This window comes from Lelliottia sp. CFBP8978, assembly GCF_034046055.2.
Classification (GTDB): domain Bacteria; phylum Pseudomonadota; class Gammaproteobacteria; order Enterobacterales; family Enterobacteriaceae; genus Enterobacter.
Window position 1 is genome coordinate 3,982,454 of record NZ_CM188253.1, and the last position, 12,587, is coordinate 3,995,040.

8 protein-coding genes, 2 tRNA genes and 4 rRNA genes are annotated in these 12,587 nt (G+C 50.3%); 6 read left to right on the forward strand and 8 right to left on the reverse strand.

The features are described 5' to 3' along the window. Positions 1 to 253 precede the first annotated feature (253 nt). From SOM82_RS18655 to SOM82_RS18675, 5 genes are all read left to right on the forward strand, one after another. Complete coding sequence (locus SOM82_RS18655; RefSeq protein WP_154126487.1) at positions 254 to 475, forward strand: hypothetical protein; 222 nt, start codon at positions 254 to 256, stop codon at positions 473 to 475. 481 nt (positions 476 to 956) lie between these two features. After that, positions 957 to 1,982, forward strand: a complete 1,026-nt coding sequence (locus SOM82_RS18660) for an amino acid ABC transporter substrate-binding protein (RefSeq protein ID WP_154126488.1) — start codon at positions 957 to 959, stop codon at positions 1,980 to 1,982. 69 nt (positions 1,983 to 2,051) lie between these two features. Beyond that, the gene (locus SOM82_RS18665) at positions 2,052 to 3,233 is read left to right on the forward strand and encodes an amino acid ABC transporter permease (protein WP_320460942.1); all 1,182 of its coding nucleotides are present in this window, start codon (positions 2,052 to 2,054) and stop codon (positions 3,231 to 3,233) included. 9 nt (positions 3,234 to 3,242) lie between these two features. Next, positions 3,243 to 4,346, forward strand: a complete 1,104-nt coding sequence (locus tag SOM82_RS18670; protein WP_320460947.1) for an amino acid ABC transporter permease — start codon at positions 3,243 to 3,245, stop codon at positions 4,344 to 4,346. Between the two features lie 7 nt (positions 4,347 to 4,353). Next, positions 4,354 to 5,112, forward strand: coding sequence for an amino acid ABC transporter ATP-binding protein (locus SOM82_RS18675; RefSeq protein ID WP_154126491.1), 759 nt, complete (start codon positions 4,354 to 4,356; stop codon positions 5,110 to 5,112). Positions 5,113 to 5,234: 122 nt separating this feature from the next. Here SOM82_RS18675 and rrf (SOM82_RS18680) read toward each other — a convergent pair. The 6 genes from rrf (SOM82_RS18680) to SOM82_RS18705 all read right to left on the reverse strand — a co-directional run bounded on the left by rrf (SOM82_RS18680) (position 5,235) and on the right by SOM82_RS18705 (position 10,515). Next, positions 5,235 to 5,350 (reverse strand): 5S ribosomal RNA (gene rrf, locus SOM82_RS18680). Between the two features lie 42 nt (positions 5,351 to 5,392). Further along, positions 5,393 to 5,468, reverse strand: a tRNA-Thr gene (locus SOM82_RS18685). Between the two features lie 14 nt (positions 5,469 to 5,482). Further along, positions 5,483 to 5,598, reverse strand: a 5S ribosomal RNA gene (gene rrf / locus SOM82_RS18690). 92 nt (positions 5,599 to 5,690) lie between these two features. Beyond that, positions 5,691 to 8,597 (reverse strand): 23S ribosomal RNA (locus SOM82_RS18695). Between the two features lie 217 nt (positions 8,598 to 8,814). Beyond that, positions 8,815 to 8,890: transfer RNA gene (locus SOM82_RS18700), tRNA-Glu, on the reverse strand. An 85-nt stretch (positions 8,891 to 8,975) separates the two neighbouring features. Then, positions 8,976 to 10,515 (reverse strand): 16S ribosomal RNA (locus SOM82_RS18705). The 16S, 23S and 5S rRNA genes sit together here with 2 tRNA genes alongside, the layout of an rRNA operon. A 475-nt stretch (positions 10,516 to 10,990) precedes the next feature. Between SOM82_RS18705 and SOM82_RS18710 the strand changes: the two genes are divergently transcribed. Then, a complete protein-coding gene (locus tag SOM82_RS18710) occupies positions 10,991 to 11,560 on the forward strand; it encodes a gamma carbonic anhydrase family protein (RefSeq protein ID WP_320461715.1) in 570 nt (189 codons plus the stop codon). Here SOM82_RS18710 and SOM82_RS18715 read toward each other — a convergent pair. Next, entirely contained in the window at positions 11,521 to 11,769 is a 249-nt protein-coding gene (locus SOM82_RS18715) for a DUF1488 family protein (RefSeq protein ID WP_320461714.1), read from the reverse strand. The genes SOM82_RS18710 and SOM82_RS18715 overlap by 40 nt on opposite strands. After that, complete coding sequence (aroE, locus tag SOM82_RS18720) at positions 11,766 to 12,584, reverse strand: shikimate dehydrogenase (RefSeq protein WP_320461713.1); 819 nt, start codon at positions 12,582 to 12,584, stop codon at positions 11,766 to 11,768. The genes SOM82_RS18715 and aroE overlap by 4 nt, the downstream gene beginning before the upstream one ends. Positions 12,585 to 12,587: the final 3 nt, after the last annotated feature.

Sequence of the window (12,587 nt, forward strand, 5' to 3'; positions counted from 1 at the left end):
TATCTATATTATTATGTCTGCTTATAATTAAGTATGATTTCATTTGTGTTAAGTTCAAAACCCACTCGCGTCTCTCCACACTTTCTTCATTAAATCATGCCGATATTGCTACCTTCTCCATGATTTTTACAAATCACATACTTTGAGATTATTCGTCCTGCCGCCGAAGATAGATGTAGTGGTAAAATAATGCCAGCTCGATAAATACCTTTCTGGTTTTATAGCGAGCCAGTTTTAATTCAGAGGTAACATCATGAAAAGATTCATTTGCGTCTCATTGCTCGCAGCGCTTTTGGCTGGTTGCGCACACGATTCTCCGTGTGTACCAGTGTATGACGATCAAGGTCGACTGGTTCATACCAATACCTGTATGAAAGGTACCACACAGGATAACTGGGAAACCGCAGGAGCTATCGCTGGCGGAGCAGCTGCTATTGCCGGCCTGACGCTGGGTATCGTCGCCCTCACCAAATAAGACTTTCCTGCAAAAGCGCGGCTGAACTCCGCGCTTTTGCTTCAAATCAGTGCAGTTTTTCTGCTCATCATTTTATAAACGCCCATTTTTATCTTCCTCCATTTTTTCAACCCGATTCATATCACATCTTCTTTGCCATTCATTTTTAATTCTCATCTCTCTGCGTGATATTTTTCACAGATTAATAACATTAAATACCCTGCCAATATTCACGCCAGAAACCATCGCCAGAATTTAACTCACTCGTCGTCAACTTTTGCTCCGATTTGTGGCGCAGGTACTAATTTCGCACCATTTCAGGGCGCTCGATTTATTTATCCCTGTCTACACTCAGCATTACGCGTTCAGTTATCCCCATTTTTATCCGAACGTGAAAACTGGCATCCCGTTTGCTTTACAAACGTCGGCTTATGCCACAGACAGGTAAAAGCGTTTTAAAACGACTTTCTATAACGATAAATTTCGCCACACAGGATGCATTATGAAAAAAACGATGATAGCCAGCCTGGCCGCCGCGGGCATGTTGTTTGCGGTAGCGGGTCAAGCACATGCGGGCGCAACTCTGGATGCCGTGAAAAAGAAAGGCTTTGTACAATGCGGTATTAGCGATGGGTTGCCAGGCTTCTCTTATGCAGATGCCGACGGGAAATTTACCGGCATTGATGTTGATGTTTGTCGTGGCGTTGCCGCAGCCCTCTTTGGGGATGATACTAAAGTCAAATATACCCCTCTGACGGCAAAAGAACGCTTTACCGCCTTACAATCCGGCGAAGTTGATATGCTTTCCCGTAACACAACCTGGACCTCTTCACGCGATGCAGGCATGGGGATGTCTTTTACTGGCGTGACTTATTATGACGGCATCGGCTTCCTGACCCACAATAAAGCCGGGCTGAAAAGTGCAAAAGAACTCGACGGCGCGACGGTTTGTATCCAGGCAGGTACGGATACCGAATTGAACGTTGCCGACTATTTTAAAGCAAACAAAATGAAATACACCCCGGTGACTTTCGATCGCTCTGACGAATCGGCAAAAGCACTGGAGTCAGGCCGTTGCGATACGCTGGCTTCTGACCAATCACAACTCTACGCTCTGCGCATCAAACTCAGTAACCCAGCCGAATGGATCGTTCTGCCAGAAGTTATCTCTAAAGAACCACTTGGCCCGGTCGTGCGTCGTGGCGATGAAGACTGGTTCTCTATTGTTCGCTGGACCTTATTTGCCATGCTGAACGCCGAAGAGATGGGGATCAGCTCTAAAAATGTCGACGAAAAAGCGGCTAATCCTTCCACTCCGGATATGGCACACCTTTTGGGTAAAGAAGGTGACTACGGCAAAGACCTGAAGCTTGATAACAAGTGGGCTTATAACATCATCAAACACGTTGGGAACTACGCCGAAATCTTTGAGCGTAACGTCGGTTCGGAAAGCCCGCTGAAGATTAAACGTGGCCAGAACAATCTCTGGAATAACGGCGGTATTCAGTACGCCCCGCCAGTGCGCTAAGCATTTTAGCTGTAACGGGCACTGCATCAGCAGTGCCCAGTCCAGAGTCATGGTTACCGAGGTTTCTTTATGTCCCATCGCCGCTTAGCCGTAAAAGGAAAACTTTCCTTTTCTCACCCCGCGGTCCGCGCCTGGCTATTTCAAATTATCGCCATTGTCGCCGTCGTGGTTGTTGCGGTTTATTTAATTCACAACACCGTGACTAACCTGAGCAATCGCGGTATTACGTCAGGCTTTGCATTCCTGGATCGCAGTGCCGGTTTCGGAATTGTGCAGCATTTAATCGATTACCAGGAAGGCGATACTTATGGAAGAGTATTCCTGGTCGGATTGCTGAATACTCTGCTGGTCTCTGCATTATGTATTGTATTTGCTTCAATTCTGGGCTTTTTCCTCGGACTTGCACGACTGTCAGAAAACTGGTTATTGCGTAAACTTTCCACGATTTATATTGAGACATTTCGCAATATTCCCCCACTCCTGCAGATCTTCTTTTGGTATTTCGCCGTACTGCGTAATCTGCCAGGCCCCCGCCAGGCAGTAGATGCTTTTGATCTTTTTTTCCTGAGTAACCGTGGCTTGTACATCCCCTCTCCTCAGGCTGGTGAAGGAATGTATGCGTTTATCGCAGCCATTATTATCGCTTTCGCAATCGCCGTTGGGCTATTCCGCTATAACCGTGCGCACCAGATCAAAACCGGTCAACTTCGCAGAACATGGCCGGTCGTGACGATACTGTTTATTGGGTTGCCGCTAGCCGCGCAGTGGATATTTGGCGCAGCAATACACTGGGATATCCCACAATTACGCGGATTTAACTTCCGCGGGGGAATGGTTTTGATCCCCGAACTGGCCGCGTTGACCCTGGCCTTGTCTATTTATACTTCTGCGTTTATCGCTGAAATTATTCGCTCCGGTATTCAGGCGGTTCCCTATGGCCAACATGAAGCCGCGCGTTCGCTCGGATTACCCAATCCGGTGACACTGCGACAGGTGATTATTCCTCAGGCCATGCGTGTGATCATCCCGCCGCTGACCAGTCAGTATCTCAACATTGCCAAGAACTCCTCGCTGGCTGCCGCAATTGGTTATCCCGACATGGTGTCGCTGTTCGCCGGAACAGTGCTTAACCAGACCGGGCAAGCGATTGAGACTATTGCCATCACAATGTCGGTTTATCTGCTGATCAGTCTGGGCATCTCGTTATTAATGAATATTTATAACCGTCGCATCGCACTGGTTGAGCGCTAAGGAACCATGATGACAAAAGCCGTATTGTCTCACGCCCCGCGTCCGTCCAGCGCTGGAGGCTCGCGTTTTATCACCTGGGCTCGCAAAAACCTGTTCTCCTCCTGGAGTAACAGTCTTCTGACTATCTTCTGCTTGTGGTTAATGTGGGAGCTAATCCCGCCGCTATTGAACTGGGCTTTTCTGCAGGCAAACTGGACAGGCTCGACACGCGCTGACTGCACCAAAGCAGGAGCGTGTTGGGTGTTTATTCATCAACGTTTTGGCCAGTTTATGTATGGCCTGTATCCACACGATCAGCGCTGGCGCATTAATCTGGCGCTGGTTATTGGTCTACTGTCGATCGCACCGATGTTCTTTAAAAGCCTGCCGCGTCGTGGTCGCTACATTGCCTGCTGGGCAGTGGCGTATCCGCTGATTGTCTGGCTGTTGCTGTATGGGGGAATACTGGGGCTGGAGCGTGTTGAAACACGCCAGTGGGGTGGGCTGACGTTAACACTGATCATCGCTTCTGTGGGCATAGCCGGGGCGCTGCCGTTGGGGATTTTGCTGGCACTTGGTCGTCGTTCAACTATGCCAGTGGTACGCATTCTGTCGGTGATTTTTATCGAGTTCTGGCGCGGTGTACCGCTGATTACCGTTCTGTTTATGTCCTCGGTGATGCTGCCGCTGTTTATGGCAGAGGGCACCACCATCGACAAACTGATCCGCGCCCTGGTGGGGGTCATTTTGTTCCAGTCGGCTTATGTCGCGGAAGTGGTACGAGGTGGACTTCAGGCTCTTCCGAAAGGTCAGTATGAGGCAGCCGAATCGCTGGCGCTGGGTTACTGGAAAACGCAAGGGCTGGTGATTTTGCCGCAAGCGTTGAAACTGGTCATCCCAGGGCTGGTAAACACGATAATCGCACTTTTTAAAGATACCAGCCTGGTGATCATTATCGGATTGTTCGATCTCTTCAGCAGCGTTCAACAGGCGACCGTTGATCCTGTCTGGCTTGGTATGTCAACGGAAGGATATGTTTTTGCAGCACTTGTTTACTGGATTTTCTGTTTCAGCATGTCGCGCTACAGCCAATATCTGGAGAAGCGCTTTAACACCGGGCGTACGCCGCACTGAGGAATGTATGAGCAAAATAACAATGACCCCCGCCGACGCGATGATTACGCTGGAAAATGTCAATAAATGGTATGGGCAGTTTCACGTACTAAAAGATATCAATTTAAAGGTCAAACAGGGTGAGCGCATCGTCCTGTGCGGGCCATCAGGTTCAGGAAAATCGACAACCATCCGTTGCATAAATCATCTTGAGGAACATCAGCAAGGGCGCATTGTCGTCGATGGAATCGAGCTGGATGAAGATATTCGCAATATCGAAAGGGTTCGTCAGGAAGTCGGTATGGTATTTCAGCACTTTAATTTGTTCCCACATCTGACGGTATTGCAAAACTGCACGCTGGCACCAATCTGGGTGAGAAAAATGCCGAAGAAGGAGGCGGAAGCACTCGCAATGCACTATCTGGAACGCGTGCGTATCGCAGAACATGCTCATAAGTTTCCAGGACAAATATCAGGTGGACAGCAACAGCGTGTGGCAATCGCTCGTTCCCTGTGTATGAAACCCAAAATTATGCTGTTCGATGAACCGACTTCAGCCCTCGATCCTGAGATGGTTAAAGAAGTATTGGATACGATGATTGGCCTGGCCCAGTCAGGCATGACAATGCTCTGTGTAACACATGAAATGGGATTTGCGAGAACGGTAGCGGACAGGGTGATATTTATGGATCGCGGTGAAATTGTGGAGCAGGCTCCTCCGGAGGAGTTCTTTGCAAACCCGAAATCTGAACGCACACGCGCATTTTTATCGCAGGTCATTCATTAATAAAGCTGCCTGGCGTCAATTTGATTGCCAGGCAAGTCACTTAAAGACGCAAATTTTTCAAATCATCCTGTGCCGAAACGCAAAAAGGCCATCCTTTCGGATGGCCTTTTCACTTAATTGATGTCTGGCAGTTCCCTACTCTCACATGGGGAGACCCCACACTACCATCGGCGCTACGGCGTTTCACTTCTGAGTTCGGCATGGGGTCAGGTGGGACCACCGCGCTAAAGCCGCCAGACAAATTCTTTTACTTTTGCCGAACTTCAACCTACGTATTAAGTGGTGCTGATACCCAGAGTCGAACTGGGGACCTCACCCTTACCAAGGGTGCGCTCTACCAACTGAGCCATATCAGCACGCTAAATTTGATGCCTGGCAGTTCCCTACTCTCACATGGGGAGACCCCACACTACCATCGGCGCTACGGCGTTTCACTTCTGAGTTCGGCATGGGATCAGGTGGGACCACCGCGCTAAAGCCGCCAGGCAAATTCTGTTACCAACACGCTTCTTCGCGCGTCAGTTAATCTGTTATCAAGCTGAATATCGTCTCTTCCGCCAAAACATCTTCGGCGTTGTAAGGTTAAGCCTCACGGTTCATTAGTATCGGTTAGCTCAATGCATCGCTGCACTTACACACCCGACCTATCAACGTCGTAGTCTTCAACGTTCCTTCAGGACTCTTAAAGAGTCAGGGAGAACTCATCTCGGGGCAAGTTTCGTGCTTAGATGCTTTCAGCACTTATCTTTTCCGCATTTAGCTACCGGGCAATGCCATTGGCATGACAACCCGAACACCAGTGATGCGTCCACTCCGGTCCTCTCGTACTAGGAGCAGCCCCCCTCAATTCTCCAGCGCCCACGGCAGATAGGGACCGAACTGTCTCACGACGTTCTAAACCCAGCTCGCGTACCACTTTAAACGGCGAACAGCCGTACCCTTGGGACCTACTTCAGCCCCAGGATGTGATGAGCCGACATCGAGGTGCCAAACACCGCCGTCGATATGAACTCTTGGGCGGTATCAGCCTGTTATCCCCGGAGTACCTTTTATCCGTTGAGCGATGGCCCTTCCATTCAGAACCACCGGATCACTATGACCTGCTTTCGCACCTGCTCGAGCCGTCACTCTCGCAGTCAAGCTAGCTTATGCCATTGCACTAACCTCCTGATGTCCGACCAGGATTAGCTAACCTTCGTGCTCCTCCGTTACTCTTTAGGAGGAGACCGCCCCAGTCAAACTACCCACCAGACACTGTCCGCAACCCGGATTACGGGTCTACGTTAGAACACCAGCCATTAAAGGGTGGTATTTCAAGGTTGGCTCCACGCAGACTGGCGTCCACGCTTCAAAGCCTCCCACCTATCCTACACATCAAGGACCAGTGTTCAGTGTCAAGCTATAGTAAAGGTTCACGGGGTCTTTCCGTCTTGCCGCGGGTACACTGCATCTTCACAGCGAGTTCAATTTCACTGAGTCTCGGGTGGAGACAGCCTGGCCATCATTACGCCATTCGTGCAGGTCGGAACTTACCCGACAAGGAATTTCGCTACCTTAGGACCGTTATAGTTACGGCCGCCGTTTACCGGGGCTTCGATCAAGAGCTTCGCCTTGCGGCTAACCCCATCAATTAACCTTCCGGCACCGGGCAGGCGTCACACCGTATACGTCCACTTTCGTGTTTGCACAGTGCTGTGTTTTTAATAAACAGTTGCAGCCAGCTGGTATCTTCGACTGGTTTCAGCTCCGTCCGCAGGGACTTCACCTACACACCAGCGTGCCTTCTCCCGAAGTTACGGCACCATTTTGCCTAGTTCCTTCACCCGAGTTCTCTCAAGCGCCTTGGTATTCTCTACCTGACCACCTGTGTCGGTTTGGGGTACGATTTGATGTTACCTGATGCTTAGAGGCTTTTCCTGGAAGCAGGGCATTTGTTACTTCAGCACCGTAGTGCCTCGTCGTCACACCTCAGCGTTAGATAAGAGTCCGGATTTACCTAAACTCTCCGCCTACATGCTTAAACCGGGACAACCGTCGCCCGGCTAACATAGCCTTCTCCGTCCCCCCTTCGCAGTAACACCGAGTACAGGAATATTAACCTGTTTCCCATCGACTACGCCTTTCGGCCTCGCCTTAGGGGTCGACTCACCCTGCCCCGATTAACGTTGGACAGGAACCCTTGGTCTTCCGGCGAGCGGGCTTTTCACCCGCTTTATCGTTACTTATGTCAGCATTCGCACTTCTGATACCTCCAGCAAACCTCACAGTTCACCTTCAACGGCTTACAGAACGCTCCCCTACCCAACAACACCTAAGTGTCGCTGCCGCAGCTTCGGTGCATGGTTTAGCCCCGTTACATCTTCCGCGCAGGCCGACTCGACCAGTGAGCTATTACGCTTTCTTTAAATGATGGCTGCTTCTAAGCCAACATCCTGGCTGTCTGTGCCTTCCCACATCGTTTCCCACTTAACCATGACTTTGGGACCTTAGCTGGCGGTCTGGGTTGTTTCCCTCTTCACGACGGACGTTAGCACCCGCCGTGTGTCTCCCGTGATAACATTCTTCGGTATTCGTAGTTTGCATCGGGTTGGTAAGCCGGGATGGCCCCCTAGCCGAAACAGTGCTCTACCCCCGAAGATGAGTTCACGAGGCGCTACCTAAATAGCTTTCGGGGAGAACCAGCTATCTCCCGGTTTGATTGGCCTTTCACCCCCAGCCACAAGTCATCCGCTAATTTTTCAACATTAGTCGGTTCGGTCCTCCAGTTAGTGTTACCCAACCTTCAACCTGCCCATGGCTAGATCACCGGGTTTCGGGTCTATACCCTGCAACTTAACGCCCAGTTAAGACTCGGTTTCCCTTCGGCTCCCCTATACGGTTAACCTTGCTACAGAATATAAGTCGCTGACCCATTATACAAAAGGTACGCAGTCACCTAACAAGTAGGCTCCCACTGCTTGTACGTACACGGTTTCAGGTTCTTTTTCACTCCCCTCGCCGGGGTTCTTTTCGCCTTTCCCTCACGGTACTGGTTCACTATCGGTCAGTCAGGAGTATTTAGCCTTGGAGGATGGTCCCCCCATATTCAGACAGGATACCACGTGTCCCGCCCTACTCTTCGAGTTCACAACGCGTGCATTTTTGTGTACGGGACTATCACCCTGTACCGTCGGACTTTCCAGACCGTTCCACTAACACGCGCGCTGATTCAGACTCTGGGCTCCTCCCCGTTCGCTCGCCGCTACTGGGGGAATCTCGGTTGATTTCTTTTCCTCGGGGTACTTAGATGTTTCAGTTCCCCCGGTTCGCCTCATGCCACTATGTATTCATGACATGATAGTGTGTCGAAACACACTGGGTTTCCCCATTCGGGTATCGCCGGGTCAAAGGTTCATATCACCTCGCCGACGCTTATCGCAGATTAGCACGCCCTTCATCGCCTCTGACTGCCAGGGCATCCACCGTGTACGCTTAGTCGCTTAACCTCACAACCCGAAGATGTTTCGTAAAACATCATCGCATTGCGAAAATTTGAGAGACTCGAACACACCGCTTATCTGTTCTTATTACGGAGAACAGACACAGTGTGTCGTTTCAATTTTCAGCTTGATCCAGATTTTTAAAGAGCAAATATCTCAAACATGACTCGCAAGTCAGTTTTGAGATACAGAGGTCGGCGACTTTCACTCACAAACCAGCAAGTGGCGTCCCCTAGGGGATTCGAACCCCTGTTACCGCCGTGAAAGGGCGGTGTCCTGGGCCTCTAGACGAAGGGGACACTGAAGTCTCAATCGCAAGACGCCTTGCTATTTACTTTTCATCAGACAATCTGTGTGAGCACTACAAAGGCAGGTTCTTTCAGGTAAGGAGGTGATCCAACCGCAGGTTCCCCTACGGTTACCTTGTTACGACTTCACCCCAGTCATGAATCACAAAGTGGTAAGCGCCCTCCCGAAGGTTAAGCTACCTACTTCTTTTGCAACCCACTCCCATGGTGTGACGGGCGGTGTGTACAAGGCCCGGGAACGTATTCACCGTAGCATTCTGATCTACGATTACTAGCGATTCCGACTTCATGGAGTCGAGTTGCAGACTCCAATCCGGACTACGACGCACTTTATGAGGTCCGCTTGCTCTCGCGAGGTCGCTTCTCTTTGTATGCGCCATTGTAGCACGTGTGTAGCCCTACTCGTAAGGGCCATGATGACTTGACGTCATCCCCACCTTCCTCCAGTTTATCACTGGCAGTCTCCTTTGAGTTCCCGGCCGAACCGCTGGCAACAAAGGATAAGGGTTGCGCTCGTTGCGGGACTTAACCCAACATTTCACAACACGAGCTGACGACAGCCATGCAGCACCTGTCTCACGGTTCCCGAAGGCACTAAAGCATCTCTGCTAAATTCCGTGGATGTCAAGAGTAGGTAAGGTTCTTCGCGTTGCATCGAATTAAACCACATGCTCCACCGCTTGTGCGGGCCCCCGTCAATTCATTTGAGTTTTAACCTTGCGGCCGTACTCCCCAGGCGGTCGACTTAACGCGTTAGCTCCGGAAGCCACTCCTCAAGGGAACAACCTCCAAGTCGACATCGTTTACGGCGTGGACTACCAGGGTATCTAATCCTGTTTGCTCCCCACGCTTTCGCACCTGAGCGTCAGTCTTTGTCCAGGGGGCCGCCTTCGCCACCGGTATTCCTCCAGATCTCTACGCATTTCACCGCTACACCTGGAATTCTACCCCCCTCTACAAGACTCTAGCCTGCCAGTTTCGAATGCAGTTCCCAGGTTGAGCCCGGGGATTTCACATCCGACTTGACAGACCGCCTGCGTGCGCTTTACGCCCAGTAATTCCGATTAACGCTTGCACCCTCCGTATTACCGCGGCTGCTGGCACGGAGTTAGCCGGTGCTTCTTCTGCGAGTAACGTCAATCACTGTGGTTATTAACCACAATGCCTTCCTCCTCGCTGAAAGTACTTTACAACCCGAAGGCCTTCTTCATACACGCGGCATGGCTGCATCAGGCTTGCGCCCATTGTGCAATATTCCCCACTGCTGCCTCCCGTAGGAGTCTGGACCGTGTCTCAGTTCCAGTGTGGCTGGTCATCCTCTCAGACCAGCTAGGGATCGTCGCCTAGGTGAGCCGTTACCCCACCTACTAGCTAATCCCATCTGGGCACATCTGATGGCAAGAGGCCCGAAGGTCCCCCTCTTTGGTCTTGCGACGTTATGCGGTATTAGCTACCGTTTCCAGTAGTTATCCCCCTCCATCAGGCAGTTTCCCAGACATTACTCACCCGTCCGCCGCTCGTCACCCGAGAGCAAGCTCTCTGTGCTACCGCTCGACTTGCATGTGTTAGGCCTGCCGCCAGCGTTCAATCTGAGCCATGATCAAACTCTTCAATTTAAGTTTGATGCTCGTGAATTAAACTTCGTAATGAATTACGTATGTTCACTCAGAGACTTGGTTATTCATTTAGCGTCTTGCGACGTTTAGAATCCATGTCACTTTGAGTGCCCACACAGATTGTCTGATAAATTGTTAAAGAGCAGTGCAACGCGGCTTTCGCTCACCGTTGCGAGGTGGCGTATATTACGCTTTCCTCTTTCAGAGTCAACCCTGAATTTCAGGATTTTTTCTCTTAAACCGAACCGGCTGTTTGTGTGAAGTGATTCACATCCGCCGTGTCGATGGAGGCGCATTATAGGGATCCCAGTTTTTAGCACAAGCGTTTTTTAGATCTTTTTTTCTGACTGCTGCTTTTCCACTCTTTCCGTCGAGATCCTGCCCGATCTGACTAAAAAATGACGTATTTTCCCCTTGCCCGCGCTGCATAATACGATCAAAGTCTTCTCTACAGAGTTCATCAATCGAGGTTCCTATGTCAGCAGTACTACGCCCTTATAAAGATCTGTTCCCAGTAAAAGGAGAGCGCGTGATGATCGATGACAGCAGCGTGGTCATCGGTGATGTGAGAATGGGGGATGATGTGAGCATCTGGCCACTGGTCGCGATCAGGGGTGATGTGAACTACGTCGCGATAGGTGCGCGAACCAACATTCAGGACGGCAGCGTTCTACACGTTACTCATAAATCTGCTTATAACCCGGAAGGCAACCCACTCATTGTGGGTGAAGAGGTAACCGTCGGACATAAGGTCATGCTGCACGGCTGCATGATTGGCAACCGGGTGTTAGTCGGTATGGGTTCTATTTTACTGGACGGTGTGATAGTTGAAGACGATGTCATGATTGGAGCCGGCAGCCTGGTCCCACAAAACAAACGTCTGGAAAGCGGCTATCTCTATTTAGGCAGTCCGGTAAAACAGATCCGCCCATTAAAAGAGGCGGAAATAGAAGGACTGAAATACTCAGCAGATAACTACGTTAAGTGGAAAGACGACTATCTGGCTCAGGAAAACCATACCCAGCCTTCATCGTCTTCTTGCTGATCGCGGATCAGATCGCTGGCTTCTTCTTCAAGATCCCAGCGATTATCCTTAAATGCATCAAGAGGAACCCTCCCCCCAAAGCGACTAAGTAATAATTCTGATTTGATCGCACAAGTCATTTGCATGCCATTAACCAGCACCGGAAAACAAACCGCTTGTTTGCTTTCATCCCAGAATTCTCTGTCCGGAAACTGAATTGCCTGATTCATGCCTGCAATTCCTCTTTAAGTTTCTCTATAACCGGTTCTGTATCGGGCAGTACGCCATGCCATAGCAACACGGCATGTGCCGCTTGACCCACCAGCATGCCCAGACCATCTGCGAGATGTTTCGCGCCATGTCCTTCACACCAGTTCAGAAAAGGAGTTTTTCCTTTTTGATAGAACATGTCATAGAAGTACATATGCGCCTTGATTAAGGAAGATGGGATAACTGGGACTTCACCACCGATCCCGCTGGAGGTGGCATTAATAATAAGATCAAACTCCCTCCCGTTCAGATCATTCAACGCCACCGCATCCACGCTTCCCGTATGAGTAAACAGCTTCGCCAGGTCTTCAGCTCGGGAAAAGGTACGGTTGGTAATAGTGACAGCGCAATCCATAGAAAGAAGGGGTAACAACACGCCGCGAGAGGCTCCTCCCGCTCCAATCAGTAAAATGCGAAAACCCTTCTTAATAAAAGAGAGTCTTTCAAGATCGCTTAATAAACCGATACCGTCGGTGTTATCCCCCAGCAGACGCCCGTCTTCCAGCCGTTTAAGCGTATTGACTGCTCCGGCCAACGACGCTCGCTCCGTTAACTCATCGGCTCGCGCAAAAGCCTCTTCTTTAAAGGGGACTGTTACATTCGCTCCCCGCCCGCCCGTGGTAAAAAAGATATCAAGCGTCGCGACAAAATCATCAACAGGCGCCAAAACACGTCCATAGGGATGATCAAGCTGAAGCTGTTGAGCAAATAGCTGATGAATGAACGGGGACTTGCTATGAGCTATTGGGTTACCAAAAACGGCGTACTTATCCATCCT